Source organism: Halomonas sp. FeN2, assembly GCF_020595105.1.
GTDB lineage: Bacteria > Pseudomonadota > Gammaproteobacteria > Pseudomonadales > Halomonadaceae > Vreelandella > Vreelandella neptunia.
In genome coordinates this window covers 1,000,265-1,015,702 of the sequence record NZ_CP074200.1, presented here as the reverse complement: position 1 = coordinate 1,015,702, position 15,438 = coordinate 1,000,265, and the positions used below count along the sequence as shown (strand labels likewise).

General features: G+C 54.6%; 16 protein-coding genes and 1 riboswitch. Of the genes, 11 read left to right on the top strand and 5 right to left on the bottom strand.

All coding sequences use genetic code 11. From position 1 onward, the window contains the following. Window positions 1-42 precede the first annotated feature (42 nt). A complete protein-coding gene (locus tag KF947_RS04800; RefSeq protein ID WP_227405597.1) occupies window positions 43-519 on the bottom strand; it encodes a 6,7-dimethyl-8-ribityllumazine synthase in 477 nt (158 codons plus the stop codon). Between the two features lie 97 nt (window positions 520-616). After that, a riboswitch (FMN riboswitch) is annotated at window positions 617-785 on the bottom strand. A gap of 275 nt (window positions 786-1,060) precedes the next feature. On the opposite strand from KF947_RS04800, the gene KF947_RS04795 reads away from it, so the two are divergent. The 3 genes from KF947_RS04795 to KF947_RS04785 all read left to right on the top strand — a co-directional run bounded on the left by KF947_RS04795 (window position 1,061) and on the right by KF947_RS04785 (window position 5,084). Beyond that, complete coding sequence (locus KF947_RS04795) at window positions 1,061-2,056, top strand: AbrB family transcriptional regulator (protein WP_264478629.1); 996 nt, start codon at window positions 1,061-1,063, stop codon at window positions 2,054-2,056. 80 nt (window positions 2,057-2,136) lie between these two features. Further along, window positions 2,137-4,029: an ABC transporter ATP-binding protein gene (locus KF947_RS04790; RefSeq protein WP_227405595.1), complete on the top strand. Its 1,893-nt coding sequence runs from the start codon at window positions 2,137-2,139 to the stop codon at window positions 4,027-4,029. Between the two features lie 47 nt (window positions 4,030-4,076). Continuing rightward, window positions 4,077-5,084 carry a zinc-dependent alcohol dehydrogenase family protein gene (locus KF947_RS04785; protein WP_227405594.1) on the top strand — a complete coding sequence of 336 codons (1,008 nt, stop codon included), beginning with the start codon at window positions 4,077-4,079 and terminating at the stop codon, window positions 5,082-5,084. A gap of 83 nt (window positions 5,085-5,167) precedes the next feature. Here KF947_RS04785 and KF947_RS04780 read toward each other — a convergent pair whose 3' ends face one another. Further along, entirely contained in the window at window positions 5,168-5,434 is a 267-nt protein-coding gene (locus tag KF947_RS04780; protein WP_022522484.1) for a hypothetical protein, read from the bottom strand. A 171-nt stretch (window positions 5,435-5,605) separates the two neighbouring features. Here KF947_RS04780 and KF947_RS04775 point away from each other — a divergent pair, with 171 nt between their 5' ends. Both KF947_RS04775 and KF947_RS04770 read left to right on the top strand, forming a co-directional pair. Next, a complete protein-coding gene (locus tag KF947_RS04775; RefSeq protein ID WP_133730015.1) occupies window positions 5,606-6,754 on the top strand; it encodes a hypothetical protein in 1,149 nt (382 codons plus the stop codon). 38 nt (window positions 6,755-6,792) lie between these two features. Continuing rightward, window positions 6,793-7,644 (top strand): mechanosensitive ion channel family protein, encoded by an 852-nt coding sequence (locus KF947_RS04770; RefSeq protein WP_133730016.1) that lies wholly within the window; start codon window positions 6,793-6,795, stop codon window positions 7,642-7,644. Here KF947_RS04770 and KF947_RS04765 read toward each other — a convergent pair. Further along, complete coding sequence (locus tag KF947_RS04765) at window positions 7,641-8,375, bottom strand: YebC/PmpR family DNA-binding transcriptional regulator (protein WP_133730017.1); 735 nt, start codon at window positions 8,373-8,375, stop codon at window positions 7,641-7,643. The two genes, KF947_RS04770 and KF947_RS04765, sit on opposite strands and share 4 nt — an antisense overlap. Before the next feature lie 251 nt (window positions 8,376-8,626). On the opposite strand from KF947_RS04765, the gene KF947_RS04760 reads away from it, so the two are divergent. Beyond that, the gene (locus tag KF947_RS04760; RefSeq protein ID WP_227405593.1) at window positions 8,627-9,244 is read left to right on the top strand and encodes a LysE family translocator; all 618 of its coding nucleotides are present in this window, start codon (window positions 8,627-8,629) and stop codon (window positions 9,242-9,244) included. Between the two features lie 58 nt (window positions 9,245-9,302). After that, window positions 9,303-9,794, top strand: coding sequence for a glutathione peroxidase (locus KF947_RS04755; RefSeq protein ID WP_133730221.1), 492 nt, complete (start codon window positions 9,303-9,305; stop codon window positions 9,792-9,794). Between the two features lie 20 nt (window positions 9,795-9,814). Here the strand turns inward: KF947_RS04755 and KF947_RS04750 are convergent, their stop codons facing one another. Further along, the gene (locus tag KF947_RS04750; RefSeq protein WP_133730019.1) at window positions 9,815-10,201 is read right to left on the bottom strand and encodes a hypothetical protein; all 387 of its coding nucleotides are present in this window, start codon (window positions 10,199-10,201) and stop codon (window positions 9,815-9,817) included. A gap of 299 nt (window positions 10,202-10,500) precedes the next feature. On the opposite strand from KF947_RS04750, the gene fabV reads away from it, so the two are divergent. From fabV to KF947_RS04735, 3 genes are all read left to right on the top strand, one after another. Further along, window positions 10,501-11,712 (top strand): enoyl-ACP reductase FabV, encoded by a 1,212-nt coding sequence (gene fabV, locus KF947_RS04745; RefSeq protein ID WP_227405592.1) that lies wholly within the window; start codon window positions 10,501-10,503, stop codon window positions 11,710-11,712. A 55-nt stretch (window positions 11,713-11,767) separates the two neighbouring features. Further along, window positions 11,768-11,983 carry a hypothetical protein gene (locus KF947_RS04740; protein ID WP_133730021.1) on the top strand — a complete coding sequence of 72 codons (216 nt, stop codon included), beginning with the start codon at window positions 11,768-11,770 and terminating at the stop codon, window positions 11,981-11,983. Window positions 11,984-12,160: 177 nt separating this feature from the next. Continuing rightward, on the top strand, window positions 12,161-13,138 hold the full coding sequence (locus KF947_RS04735) for a GlxA family transcriptional regulator (protein ID WP_208862628.1): 978 nt from the start codon (window positions 12,161-12,163) through the stop codon (window positions 13,136-13,138). A 7-nt stretch (window positions 13,139-13,145) separates the two neighbouring features. Here the strand turns inward: KF947_RS04735 and KF947_RS04730 are convergent, their stop codons facing one another. After that, on the bottom strand, window positions 13,146-13,940 hold the full coding sequence (locus KF947_RS04730) for an SDR family NAD(P)-dependent oxidoreductase (protein WP_133730022.1): 795 nt from the start codon (window positions 13,938-13,940) through the stop codon (window positions 13,146-13,148). Between the two features lie 233 nt (window positions 13,941-14,173). On the opposite strand from KF947_RS04730, the gene KF947_RS04725 reads away from it, so the two are divergent. Continuing rightward, window positions 14,174-15,388 (top strand): aspartate aminotransferase family protein, encoded by a 1,215-nt coding sequence (locus KF947_RS04725; protein ID WP_133730023.1) that lies wholly within the window; start codon window positions 14,174-14,176, stop codon window positions 15,386-15,388. Window positions 15,389-15,438 lie beyond the last annotated feature (50 nt).

Below are 15,438 nucleotides of genomic sequence, written 5' to 3'. Positions count from 1 at the left end.
GGCTCCTCTCGTTTGATAGCAAAGTGAGGAGCCTGATTTGACTTATCTTAGCCCTTGAATCCTTTGATGGTTTTCCAGGGTCATTACCAACGCTGTAGCCGCTTCCTTGCCTTTGGCACGGAAATGGTCATAGAAAAAATCATGGTGTGTGCTGTGTTCATGGAAATGATGCGGCGTCAGAACGACAGAAAGTATGGGAATTTCTGTTTCCAGTTGCACCTGCATCATGCCTTCAACCACTGCTTGAGCAACGAAGTCGTGGCGATAGATGCCTCCATCAATAACAAAGCCCGCACCCACAATGGCGCTGTAACGACCTGTTTTGGCTAGCAACTTAGCTTGAAGAGGCACTTCATAAGCCCCCGCAACTTGGAATGTTTCTATTTGATCAGCGGAAAAGCCATGCTCGCTGGCAAGCTGAGCAATCAATGCTTCTCTGGCTTGGACAACAATATCGTGATGCCAAGACGCTTCGATAAAGGCAACGCGAGGGAATGAAGAAAGTTGGGTCTGATTCATGGTCATCCTAAGGGGATTGGTTACCAGAACCAGGGCATGAGGCATCCAATAGCACAGCACCCGAATGCGTTGGAACGCTACGGGTAATATCACTAGGAAACCTTCTCTTTTATCCGGACTATGACCGTCGGCTTCGGAATCTCACCGAATCTGCTGTCCTCAACCGTTAGGTGAAACCTCTGGTTGAGCGCTCGTGGGCTTATCCGCATCAATAAAGATATGGCATTACCACCGGTGGGGACTTACACCCCGCCCTGAGAAAGTTCGCCATTACTGGCGGAAGACATTATACGCTGGCTGGCCGGCAGATACAGATAGCATGACCAAAAAATTAAGATGATGGATGACGTCTTGAAAGGTGAGCTTTGCAACCAAAAGCATACCTCTTCGCCATCATTGAAGCCCAAGCCACTGGTTCAGTGCTAAACTATTGGATGTCATTAGCAGGTTAATTATTGCGTCAGTAGGGACAGATTTTAAGATTTAGGGAGTCGATGTGAAGGGCGTCGTGTTGAATGCAGGGAGCGCAAAAGCGCTGACAATGTCACTAACCGTTGGCGCCGTTGGCGGTACGCTGTTTCAACTGTCTGGTCTGCCCCTTGCGTGGATGCTTGGCCCTCTAATTGCTAACCTCGTGGTCTCTTCACAAGGTGTGAAGGTCGAAGTGCCTGAGCCACTGCGTAACGTATTTCTAGCCGTTATGGGGCTGGTGTTGGGTAGCCAGGTGACGCCGCAGCTGGCTCATCGCGTACTGGATTGGCCGGTTTCCGCGGCTCTCTTGCTGTTGGGAGTAGCCGCTTCCACCGCCGTAGCCGCTGCCTGGTATCGACGCTGCGGGTTTGATCCGGTGAGTGCCTGGTTTGGCGCCTCGCCCGGCGCGATGACGGCGATGATTCTATTGGGCGAAAAGTGCGGTGGTGACCCTCAGCGTATTGCGGTCGCACAATCGCTGCGCATCATTTTAGTGATTCTTTTTTTGCCGCCGCTATTTTGGGCCTATGAGGGCGGAGGCGAGGGCATCGGTCCTGTTCATAGCAGTTTTGAACACGGCTGGATGCTTCTGATGATCCCGCTGCTGTTGCCGCTAGGACGCTGGCTGCGAATTCCCAGCCCTGCACTGCTGGCACCACTGCTAGTCGCTGCTCTATTATCCGGTGTTGATATTGCCAGTCTCGCTCTCCCGGAGTGGGGGTTGAACCTGATGCTGTGGGTGCTGGGTAGTGCCATTGGTTCGCGCTTTCAGGGCATGACGCGAAAGCTTTTTGGCCGCTATTTATGGCAGTCGGGCGTGGCGACGCTGTTAGCATTACTGGTACTGGCACTATTTGCCGAGTTGATTCACCAACTGCTAGGGGTAGGGCGCGATGTGGCGCTGCTGGCGCTGGCACCTGGGGGCATTGGCGAAATGGCTATTCTAGCCGTCGCGCTCAATATCGACCCGGTGTTTGTTGCCTTTCACCACCTGCTGCGCATGGTCACGCTGATGATCATTGCGCCTTTTTGGGCGCGCTGGCTGCTGCGCCACGCCACTTCTTAAAATCAAACTGATACATAAATAAGTTAACGTCTGTCACACCAATTCCAGTCACACCACCGCTAGTCACGTAAGGAAGCCTCATGCTATCGCGTGTTTTACAGCCGCTATTTCGCTACTTCGAAACGCGAGTTAACCCTTACCCGGAAGGCGAGGTTAAAACGCCGCCTAAGGGCTTAATGCCGTTTATTGTCCACTTTTCCCGTCCGATGCTACCACTGTTGCTGCTAATGACGCTGTTCACGGCGCTGGTCTCGGCAGCTGAAGTGGTTTTCTTTAGCTACATGGGGCAACTGGTCGATTGGCTGGGCAACGTTGAACGTGCAGGCTTTTGGACTGAAAACGGCCTGTGGCTTGCTGGCCTGGGGCTATTGCTGCTGATCGGTTTGCCGCTACTAGTGCTGATGCAGTCACTGGTCACCCATCAGAGTATTTTTGGTAACTACCCGATGATTGGCCGCTGGCTATCCCACCGCCATATGCTTAGCCAGAGCCTGGCCTTTTATCAGGACGAATTTGCCGGGCGGGTGTCGCAAAAGGTGATGCAAACGGCGCTGGCGATCCGCGAGACCGTCACCAAGGTGATGGATCTATTGGTCTACGCCATCGTCTATTTCACTGGCGCGGCCTACCTGCTGGGACGGGCGGATCTGTTGCTACTGATCCCACTGGGGCTGTGGCTGGTGGGCTACCTGGCGATCATGCGCTACTTTGTACCGCGGCTGCGTGATGTCTCCATGGCCCAGGCGGACGCCCGCGCCCAGATGACTGGACGCGTGGTGGACAGCTACAGCAATATCCAGACCATCAAGCTGTTTGCCGATACCGAGCGCGAGCAGCGCTACGCCAAAGACGCTATGGAAGGCTTTATGGTCACGGTTCACCGCCAAATGCGGCTGGTGACTATCATGAGCGTCGGGTTGACGCTGCTCAACACGGCGCTGTTGGTGGGCACTGCGGCCATGGCGATCAGCGCCTGGTACACGGAGGCGATTTCTTTGGGCGTTTTGGCGATTGCCATCGCGCTGGTCATGCGTATCCGTTTTATGTCTGACTGGATATTGTGGGAAGTCGCCGGCTTGTTTGAAAATATCGGCACGGTTCAGGATGGCATGAACACCATCGCTCAGAAGCCCACGATCAACGATGCGCCCAATGCTAAAGCGCTTCAGGTTCCCCATGGCGAAATTGTGTTTGACGCGCTGCGCTTTCAATACGCCCAGGCGAAAGGGGAGAGTAAAAACGTCTTTGATGGGCTAAGCCTGACCATAAAGCCCGGCGAGAAAATCGGCCTGATAGGCCGTTCCGGAGCGGGCAAATCCACTTTGGCCAATCTGCTGCTGCGTTTTTATGACTTGCAAGGTGGGCAGATTTTGATCGATGGGCAAAATATTGCCGAGGTGACCCAAACCTCTTTGCGCCACCAGATTGGCATGGTCACCCAGGATACCTCGCTGCTGCACCGCTCGCTGCGTGACAATATCCGCTACGGCAGCCCCCATGCCAGTGACGAAGACGTTTGGAACGCGGTGTGCCGCGCCCATGCGGACACCTTTATCAATGATCTGGTCGACCCGACAGGACGTCGCGGCCTAGATGCCCATGTGGGCGAGCGCGGTGTGAAGCTTTCCGGCGGGCAGCGCCAGCGGATCGCGATCGCCCGGGTGCTGCTCAAAAATGCCCCTATTTTGGTTCTGGACGAGGCCACCTCGGCGCTGGACTCGGAAGTGGAGGCCGCCATTCAAGAGCAGCTGGATACGCTGATGGAAGGCAAAACGGTGATTGCCATCGCGCATCGGCTGTCGACCATTGCCATGCTCGACCGGTTAATTGTGGTGGATGAAGGGCGCATGGTGGAAAGTGGCACGCATCAAGAGCTGCTTGCACGCAACGGCATTTATGCCAGCCTGTGGCAGCGCCAGTCTGGTGGCTTCCTGGGCCTTGATATCGACGGCAACGGCCCCAACCCACAGTAGATACATACATCAATGTACATATTCGAACTGTACATACTGAGGTAACGATGAAAGCGATCAAACTGAATCAGCCCGGCGGTTTAGACAAGCTGGACGTTGTCGACATGGAAGCACCTGGTGAACCGAGCCCTGGCGAAATCCGAGTACGCCTACACGCCAGCTCACTGAATTTTCACGATTACGCCGTGGTTGCCGGGATGATTCCCACCGACGATGGGCGTATTCCCATGTCAGACGGCGCGGGCGTTGTCGAAGCCGTCGGCGAAGGTGTCAGTGAATTCGCGGTGGGCGATCACGTGGTTTCAACATTTTTTCCTCACTGGTTGGAAGGCCCGGCGCGTGTCGGTGATTTTCGCACTACGCCGGGCGATGGCGTGGACGGTTACGCTCGGGAGCAGGTTGTACGCCCGGTTGAGTGGTTTACCCATCAGCCCAAGGGCTATAGCCATGCGGAATCCGCCACCTTAACCACCGCTGGCTTAACCGCTTGGCGGGCACTGGTCGTCGATGGTGGCATTAAAGCGGGCGACAGCGTGCTGGTGCTGGGCACCGGCGGGGTATCCATTTTTGCTCTGCAGTTTGCCCGCTTGATGGGGGCACGTGTCATTGCGACCTCATCTTCTAATGCGAAGCTGGCGCGGCTGCGTGAGATGGGCGCCGAGCACACCATCAACTACAAAGAGACGCCTGATTGGGGTAAGCGCGTCAAAGAGCTGACCAACGGTGAAGGCGTTGATCATATCGTCGAAGTCGGCGGGCCAGGTACGCTGCCGCAATCCTTTGATGCGATTAAAATTGGTGGGCATATCGCCTTGATTGGTATCCTCACAGGGCGTGAGGGTGAGTTGCCGACGGCCAAGTTAATGGCCAAGCAGGCGAACTTGAAGGGCTTGATTGTGGGCAGCCGCCGCCAGCAGATCGAGATGATTCGTGCGCTGGAAACATTCGATATGCACCCAATCATTGACCGCGAATTCCCGCTTGCCGAGATCGCCGACGCTTTCCGCCATCAGGAGTCTGGCCAGCACTTCGGCAAGATCTGTCTGACGTTTTAAAACAGTTGGCTTACTTTCGAGGAAGTGAGCCATAGATAAGCAGTTTGCACGCCTTGCGCACTTGCCGGGCGTGCAAGTGGAGACTAGTCTGGCAAGCGGCTGTAGACCACACCCTTCACTTCAAGCTCTAATATTTCGTCATAGGGCACCATCACGCCTTCAACGTCACCCGGTGTGCGATGGCTGTTCTTAATCTCGGTTTCAGGTATCACCTTCACGCCCATTAGCCCAACGTGCTGGATTCTGGCGCTAAAGCGATTGCCCTCATGCTCAATCAGTAGCCGCTCACCGGCAATACACTTCTCGAGCTTGGCGTGGAGTTCTGCTTCGCTAACGTGGACAACACTCATTGCTTTCTCCTTTAGCTTTTGTCATTGCTCTCGCAATAAAATAATAGTCCGTTTTGTGCGCTAACTACTGTCTATAAAGACTTTACTTTAGACCATAAGTTCGTCCAAGAGGTTAGAAGCCTGGCGCGACATGCTAAAGTGAGTGCTTATCATCAGCCAGAGGGGAAGTTCATGGGGGAGCAGTCATCATCAGCCGACACGCCGCTGTGGGCGGTCGTCGAGCTCGATCAGTTTCGTACCCCTGAGCAGACCCAGGCAAGCCAATGGCGACGTTCGTTCCGCTCGATCTCGTCGTGGCTGGGGGGCAAAAAAGACGCTGAGCAGCAGGTAAAAGACGAAAGCGAGCTACGTGCGCTACCCGAGGTTAGGCTAGCACATTTAGTGCCGTCTATTGATTGGACTCCCGCGGCTAGAGCGTTGGGGCAACAGCTAGAAGGCCAGGATGCGCCGGTAACGTTCTTTATTACCACGCCCTACAGCGGTCATGCTTCGGTGGTAACTCATTGGGCTGAAAAGCATCATGTTGCCTGCTTAGCGCCGCCCACGCTTAGCGAAATAGCCGAGGGTAGCACTCAGTGGGTAGAGCAGTGTGTCAATCAACGAGAATGGGCCATTCCCGCTCTGGAACGCTATTTTTTACGCCACACCCAGGGTATTCAGGGCGTTCGAGAGTTTCTTGAGCGTGCTTTAAGTGGCCGTTTGGGTAAAGGTGTGATTGGTTGCGACAGCTGGACTTACGCTTTCCTTCATCGGGTGATCGGTCTCGATGGGGCGCCGGTGTTTACCCTTCAATCCATGGAGGGCGAGCAGCTGGCACGCTATTTTGCACAAATTGCGACCCATTCGGGGCAACCTCCGCCTGTTTACAGCACGCGAACCGGTAAGCAGGTGTTGTTCGACTCAGCATCTGAGCAAAAGAGTAAAGCGCCTAATAGAGAACTGCAGCGCTTAGCGGCTCACTGCCGCGGTCATATAGGTCTTGCATGGCACTACTGGCGCGAGCGGTTACGTGAGCCAAAAGCAGACGATGAAGAGGCCCTCTGGCTTGTGGATGCCCTAGCAGAGGCGGAGCTTGCCGTTGATACCGGCGATATCGCCACGCTGGTGCTACATGCGTTATTGGTTCATGGCGGACTGGATGACGACTCTCTGGGGGAAGTTCTGCCGTTTTCACACCATGAAGCACTCAATGCCCGTTTAGCGCTTCAGCGCAAAGGCATTGTTTCAAGCTGTGAAGGACGTTGGCAGATCGCACCGTTAAGCTACGCGAGCGTTCGTCAGTTACTAGAGTCGCGTAATTATCTAGTGGATCCTCTCTAAGCAGCCCGCTATAAGTGACAGGCCCGGGAGGGCAATCTATGGAAGAACAACAAAAGTACGCGCGACTGTTTAACGATATCGATAGCCAAGCGCTGATTACGTTGGGCGTAGTGCTGCTATCAACCATTGTGCTGATTATTGCCAGCCAGAGGGGGCTGAACTGGATCGGCAATCGAATGCATGGCCAAGTTCGCTTTCGTATTTTTGCTTTAGTGCCGATGACGCGCTTGCTGATATTAATGACGGCACTCGCCATCATCGTACCCACGATTATCGAGCCGTCGCTACGCAATATGGTGACCCTGTTGGGCGCACTGGGCTTGGCCATTGGCTTTGCCATGAAAGATTACGTGAGCAGCTTGATAGCGGGCGTTGTTTCAGCGGTAGAACTGCCTTATCGGCCCGGCGATTGGGTTCAAATTGAAGATACCTACGGCGAAGTCAAACACGTTGGCTTACGCACCGTAGACATCCAAACTCCTGACGATGATTTGGTCTATGTGCCGCATTTAAAGCTGTGGGATCACGCCGTTTATAATGCCAACAACGGCGGTACCAGCCTGCAGTGCGTAGCGAGTTTTTACCTTCACCCAGAGCACGAGGCAGGCTGGGTACGGAAAGCGCTGCGTGATGTAGCGCTGACCAGTGCCTACCTTAAATTCGACCAGCCGATCATTGTGGTGGCTGAGGAGAAACCCTGGGGCACCCACTACCGCATACGCGCCTATCCGGTGGATCCCCGTCAGCAGTTTTTGTTTATTACCGATCTCACCTTGCGCGGTAAGAAAGTGCTGAGTGCCGCGGGCGTGCAGTCAGCAATGTTGCCACCGGATGCGGCCTTGGATACCCGCAACGCTGTGGGGTCAGCTTACTCAAGAGGTAATGATTAGCTATCACTCTCTTCGGGTAATTCACCGCTGTGATAGACGTTTTGTACATCATCCAGTTCGTTGAGCATGCCCAGAAACTTTTCAAACATTGCCACGTCATCACCCTCTACCGGGGTGGTGGTTTGCGGCAGAAACTGGATCTCGTCTGCCTCGAAGTCAATCTCACCGAACGCGTCCAGTAGCGCCTGTTTGGCTTTAGCGTAGTCGGTGTGCGGGGCGAAAACGGTGATGCGCTCGCCCTCTTGCTCAATGTCGGTAACATCCACATCGGCTTCCATCAGCGCTTCGAGTACGGCTTCTTCATCGCTTCCGGTGAAGGAGAAGATAGCGCAGTGGTCAAACATATGGCTGACGCTACCGGGCGTGCCGATTTTGCTCTTGGTTTTGGTGAAGCAGCCGCGCACATCGCCAAAGGTACGGTTGGGGTTGTCGGTAAGACAATCGACAATCACCATCACATTGCCTGGACCGAAGCCTTCGTAACGTGCGGACGAGAAATCCTCGCCACCGGCACCACTGGCTTTGTCGAGCGCTTTATCAATAACGTGAGAGGGCACTTGGTCTTTTTTGGCCCGCTCCATTAGACCGCGCAGCGCCAGATTGCCATTAGGGTCGGTGCCACCAGCTTTAGCGCAAACGTAAATCTCGCGTCCATATTTGCTGTAGACCTTGGTCTTTGCATCGGCCGTTTTGGCCATGGATTCCTTACGGTTCTGAAAAGCCCTACCCATGTTGCCGTCCTATTTTTTCTAGACCTATGTTTTCTAGACCTATGTTTTCTATATACCCCGCGCAATGAGCGGCGGGGCGGATGTTTTCAAAAGAGCGAATAAATCGCACAGAGCGAAAAGAGTAAATTTTACCCAACAGCGTACCATGCTAACAGCGTTATTTAAGACGCTTACCGAAGTGTTGCTTGGCTTAGCGTATACTCACCATCATCGCTCATATTTTGATTTTGACCCTTCAAGGAGGAAAAGGCATGCCGTTAACACTCTGGCTATCACTCGCCGCGATTTGTGCCATGGGCGCTATGTCGCCAGGGCCGAGCCTGGCACTGGTGCTTCGCCATACGTTGGGTGGTGGGCGTTTTACTGGAGTGACCGCGGCAGTCTTCCATGCCTTCGGCGTAGGCTTTTATGCGCTCCTGACCGTTTGGGGGCTAGGTGCGATAATCGCTGGCTTTCCGCTGCTGTTCCAGCTGATTACTTGGTTCGGCGCGGCTTATTTGGCGTGGCTAGGGGTTAAAGCGCTGCGTGCCGGGAAAGCGGGTGCCTTGGAGCCTAATGCGATTGTCACTAGCCGAGGGCAAGCGGCCAAAGAGGGCGTGTTAGTGGCATTAGGCAACCCGAAGCTGATTCTGTTTTTTGTCGCGCTGCTGAGCCAGTTTGTGACCCCGGAGATGAGTGGACTGGCCAAAGCGATCATTGTGTTAACGGCAATGATCATTGACGGGGGATGGTACGTGCTGGTGGCGGTGGTGCTTTCCCACTCGCAGATTCTGCCCTGGCTAAAGCGGCGTGCCCACTGGATTAACCGCATCACAGGCGTCCTGTTAATCGCGTTGGCGCTACGCGTGGTCGCCGGACCGCTGGTGTAAAAAGCATAGCCGTGGCATGGTGATAACCATGCCGTTTGGGGTTTTGTGGGGCCGAATGATGCAAATATACGACCAAGACTGCTATACCCACCAAGGGCTGCCGTTCAACTTACGTGCGCTGCGCGGCCAGGTGCTGCTGGTGGTGAACGTTGCCAGCCAGTGCGGTTTTACCCCGCAGCTCAGCGAACTCGAAACCCTTTTTCAACGCTATCGGGACCGAGGCTTCACCGTGCTCGGTTTCCCGTGTAATCAATTTGGCCGCCAGTCGCCGGAGAGCGCTCAAGCGTTTTGCCAGTTTGGGGAACAGCAGTTTGGAGTCAGTTTTCCGCTACTGGAAAAGGTCAATGTCAATGGCAGTGATGCCCATCCACTGTTTGTGCTGCTCAAGCGCGAGGCGCCTGGAGTCCTAGGCACACAGCTGATTAAATGGAATTTTACCAAGTTCCTGGTGGGGCGTGATGGCAAGGTGATTGCCCGCTTTGGGCCTCGCGACCACGGGCGTCCATTGCGTTTGGCTTTGGAAGAAGCCTTGGATCAAACTTACCCATAACCTTACAAGGCACTAGCCTTCTATACCTGCTCGCCCCGCGCGACTGCTATACGATTCATTAGCGCGTTCCAGCGGTGACGCACCATCATGGTCGTTAAGCCTGAAAACAGCGCCCAGCTTTTGCGGCGCCAGCCCTTCAGGCGCATGTTGTGATTGACCAACTGCTTCATCAGCTTATAGTCGTCAAATTGTCGCCACTCGCTGGCGATTGAAAGCTGGTGGCGAGACATCACCGGTGCCATTTCCAGGCGGAACATCCATTCGAGCTCGTTAAGGGTCATATCATAGCGCTCTACGACCTCGACCATACGCGCGTAATCGCGCTCGCTGGGTTCACGATCCAGCCACAGCGGGGCTAGCGCTAGCCAAAGATCGCCGCGTTCATCTACTAGCTGCTGTGCATTCATGATCGCCTCATGGGAAGTCGTTGCTGATATAAGTGCCGATATAAGTACTCTGGCAGCTATCGTGACGCGAATGCGCCCCGAGCTCAAGGGCGGATAGGAGCTCAAAGGGACAAGAGCACAGGAGCGGACAGAGCGCACGGAGATGGCTAGAATAGTCTCTATGAGTCATGACACTGCTATTTCAAATTCAAAAACTATGCCACAAACTATGCCAAAAGCTATGGCAAAACGGTGTCGCTAGTTATGATGTTGCCAGTTACGATATTAAAAGCTAAATCAATCCGATTAAGAGGTTCTCTGTGATTATTAAACCCAAAGTACGCGGCTTTATTTGTACCACTACTCATCCCATCGGCTGCGAGCAGAACGTTCGCGAACAGATTGAAGCGACCCGTGCTCGTGGTTTGGATAAGCAGGCTGGCCCAAAAAAAGTACTCGTCATTGGGGCTTCAAGTGGCTACGGGTTGGCAGCGCGCATCACAGCTGCGTTTGGCTACGGTGCCGACACCCTGGGTGTGTTCTTTGAAAAGCCTGCTACTGATAAGAAACCCGGCACCGCAGGTTGGTACAACAGTGCCGCCTTCGATAAGTTTGCCAAGCAGGAAGGGCTGTATAGCAAGTCGATTAACGGCGATGCGTTCTCCCATGAAGCACGGGAAAAAGCCATTGAACTGATCAAGCAGGACATGGGTGAGATCGATCTGGTGGTTTACTCACTGGCATCACCCGTTCGCAAGCTGCCGGATAGCGGCGAGCTTAAGCGCTCGAGCCTCAAGCCAATTGGCGAAACTTACCGCGCCACGGCTATCGATACCAATAAAGACGTGATTATCGAAGCAGAAGTAGAGCCAGCCACCCAGCAGGAAATCGACGACACCATTACGGTAATGGGGGGCGAAGATTGGGAACTGTGGATGGAAGCGCTTGACCAAGCGGGTGTGCTTGCTAAAGGTGCGCGTAGCGTGGCGTTTAGCTATATCGGCACTGAAATCACCTGGCCGATCTACTGGCACGGAGCGCTGGGTAAAGCCAAGGAAGACCTTGACCGCGCCGCAGCGGCTATCGACGCCAAGCTGAAAGAGACCGGTGGCGGTGCCAATGTGGCGGTACTCAAGTCGGTGGTCACCCAGGCGAGCGCGGCCATTCCGGTAATGCCGCTGTATATCGCCATGGTCTACCGCATCATGAAAGAGCAGGGCCTGCACGAAGGCACGATCGATCAGTTAAACCGTCTATTTGGCGAGCAGCTCTACTCACCCCAAGGCAAGCGCGGTGAAATGGTAAATGATGAGGTAGGGCGCCTGCGTTTAGATGACTGGGAGTTGCGCGATGACGTTCAGCAAGCGTGCCAGGATCTGTGGCCGGAAGTGACGACCGAAAACTTATTCGAGATTACCGACTATGCTGGTTATAAGCACGAATTCTTGAAGCTATTTGGCTTTGAGCGTGATGACGTAGATTACGATGCCGACGTTAACCCAGAGGTTACGTTTGATGTCGTAAACCTGTAAGCCATTCATAGAGGCGGTAGCGCCGCCCAATTCGACCGGAACGCTGGAGGTGTTTATGGATACTAGGGAAAGCAAGACTCCGGAAGAAGAGAAGCAGCACATGATAAATGAGCGGATACCTGAGGATTATGAATCCTCAAAACCGCACCTACAGCCGGAGGCAAAGAAGCGACCAGAGGGGTTGTACAAGCTACTCCCGTTGGTGGTTATTATTCTCGGGGTGATTGTGGTTAGTATCGTCGTGTTAGGCATTATTAACCGCGGTAATTAGTACTTAACCATTCTTTCTTTTTGCCGGGCCTAGCGCCCGGCAATTTGCATTCATGCGTCACGTTTTTACTGCAGTGGTCATAACGCTGCCATCCTCTACGCAATTGGGTAAGATGATTGTCTATTTACGTCGATGGCGGTTCTTCATGCATCTTTTCATGCAACTCAATCAGTTATCATGCAGCCCAACCCGTTAGCCTCACAGGAAGCGCTACCTCGTCGGCGGGTAGCCTTTCTGCTGCTGCCAGGTTTTTCATTATTAACCCACGCCAGCGCGTTGGAACCGCTGCAAATGGCTAACCAACTAAGTGGGAAAATGCTTTATCAGACCGTCACGCTTAGCCTTAATGATGAGCCCGTGCGAAGTAGCGCCCAGCTTTCGCTAATAGCTCAGCACGAGCTAAGTACTGCCTTAGGCCCACTAGACCTGCTATTAATATGCGCACCCACGCCATTGCCCTATACACTGCCCGCGAAGTTGAATGAGTGGTTGAGAGGGCACCAGGGGCGCGGCGTGGCGCTAGGTGGGTTGGCCGGGGGCACTGAGGTATTGGCGCGCTGTGGGTTGCTTGAAGGCTATCGTGCAACGCTGCCCTGGCAGCGTTTTGAGGCTTTTTCTCAAGCCTATCCGCAAGTGACGCTTTCTCAACAGCTGTTTGAAATTGATCGCGACAGGCTGACCTGCGCGGGCGGTACTGCGGCCATGGATTTGATGCTCACGCTGATTGGCCAGCACCACGGTGCCCGCTTGGCTGAGCAGGTATCGGAGCAATTTGTCTGCGACCGTATTCGCTTGGCAGATGAACGCCAACACGTGCCGCTGCGCAGTCGCCTGGGCCACGCGCCACAAAGCCTGGTGGATGCCGTAACGTTGATGGAAGCCAATATTGAGGAGCCGCTCTCGACCCTGGAGCTTGCCGAGCATCTAGGCATTTCTCGGCGTCAGTTGGAGCGGCTGTTTAAAAAGTATCTGCAGGCGGTACCTAGTCGCTACTACCTGGATTTACGCTTACAAGAGGCGCGCAAACAGCTGCGCGATAGTGACCGGCCGGTAGGCGATATTGCGTTTGCCACGGGGTTTTCCTCTGGCGCCCACTTCTCTACCGCCTACCGGCACCATTTCGGCATGACACCGCGGGAAGAGCGCCTGGGTTAGAAAAGGATTAGGTTAACGTATCCACAATGCCGCCTTCCACGCGCAGTGCCGCCCCGGTGGTGGCGCTGGCTTGGGGAGAGGCAGCGTAGACGCTCATACTCGCGACCTCTTCGGGTGTCGCCAAGCGCTGGATAATTGAAGAGGGGCGGTTCTCTTTAACAAAGCGTTCTTCCATCTCTTGTTGTGAAATACCCTCTTTTTTCGCCATCTCCCCAATCATCTTGAGCACGCCTTCTGAACGGGTCGGCCCAGGTAGAATAGCATTCACGGTGACCTGGGTGCCGCTGAGCACTTTGGCCAGCCCGCGAGAGACGGAGAGCAGCGCCGATTTGGTCATGCCGTAATGCACCATCTCGCTGGGGATGTTGATCCCCGACTCGCTGGAGACAAACTGTATGCGGCCCCAGTCGCGCTCGCGCATGCCCTGGGCGTAGTGGCGGGAAAGGCGTACGGCGCTCATCACATTGACATCAAAAAATTGTTGCCAGGTAGCGTCATCTACATCGAAAAAGTCCTGGGGCGCAAAAATACCCACGTTATTGATCAGGATATCTGCGCTGGGTTGCTTTTCGATCAGCGTTTGGCAGCCTTCAACAGTACCGAGATCAGCCGCCACGCCTTCCACCTTGGCATTGGGGGTAGCGTTTTTAAGCGCGGCGATGGCGTCGTCAACTCGCCCCTGGGTGCGTCCTGTCACGACCACGTTTGCGCCAGCATTGGCGAGTGCTTGAGCAATTGCAAAACCGATGCCTGCCGTCGAACCCGTGATAATGGCGTGTTTGCCGCTTAGATCAATCTGCATACGCTGGTCTCCTCTCATCCTGAGTGTCGGTGCTCATCACTATGCAACGCAGCTCAGCGAATAATCGCATAGCTTGCTAATAAGTATGGGGCTCTTTTAGAGTTCTTCAAGGCGGTTGAGTAGTACGCCAAGACGCCGCTATTCATAATTTGCCGTCCCATTGCTGAAAGCACTGGGGCTCTTTGCCGCCTTATACTGTTGTTACTACTTTCCTCCACTGGAGCTAGCGTCCCATGAGCCATACCCCAAGCCGTCAAGATTACGACCACTACATGACGCCCAACTACTCACCGCAGCAGGTTATTCCCGTGCGTGGTGAAGGTAGCCGCTTGTGGGATCAACAGGGGCGTGAATATATCGATTTTGCCGGGGGCATCGCGGTTAACTCTCTTGGCCATTGCCATCCGGTACTGGTCAATGCGCTCAAGGAGCAGGGCGAGAAGCTGTGGCACCTCTCCAACGTATATACCAACGAGCCAGCGCTGAATTTGGCCAAGGCGCTGGTCGAGCGCACCTTCGCCGACAAGGTGTTCTTATGCTCCTCCGGCGGTGAAGCCAACGAAGCTGCGCTTAAGCTTGCTCGCCGCTGGGCGGTGGATAATCACGGTGAGCACAAAGATAAAATCATCTCGTTCTATCAATCATTCCACGGTCGTACCTTCTTCACCGTCAGCGTGGGTGGCCAGCCTAAGTACTCCCAGGGTTTTGGCCCGGTGCCGGGCGGTATTCTCCACGCCGACTACAACGACCTCGATAGTGTGCGTAAGCTGGTCGGCGACGACACCTGCGCGATTATGGTTGAACCCATGCAGGGCGAGGGCGGTATCGTGCCCGGCACGCAAGAATTTCTCCAAGGGCTGCGCGATCTCTGCGACGAGCACAATGCGCTGCTGATTTTTGATGAGGTGCAGACCGGCGTTGGCCGTAGCGGCGAACTCTACGCTTATAAGAACTACGGCATCACGCCGGACATTCTTACCAGCGCCAAATCCCTGGGCGGCGGTTTCCCCATTGGCGCCATGCTGGCAATCGACTCGGTGGCTAAATCGCTGGTTGTTGGCACCCACGGTTCTACTTACGGCGGCAATGCGCTGGCATCAGCCGTTGCCCTGGCGGCGGTTGAGTTTATCGATACCCCCGAGGTACTCGAAGGCGTTAAGCTTCGCCACGATCTGTTCCGCGAACACTTAGAAACCATTAACCGCAAGCACGGCGTGTTTAAAGAGATTCGCGGTATGGGCTTATTGATCGGTGCGCAAATGTCGGATGCCTATGAAGGCCGCGCCAAAGACATTCTGCCGCTGGCGATTGAAGAGGGCTTGATGGCGCTTATTGCCGGGCCGAACGTGCTGCGCATGGCGCCTTCTCTGGTCATTCCTGAAGCCGATATCGCCGAGGGCATGGCGCGCTTAGAGCGTGCGATTGAGCGGTTAGTTGCGGAAGCATGAGTGAGCAACAGGCTGCGTCAGTCGTGTTAACTGAAGAGGGGGCGTCGAGG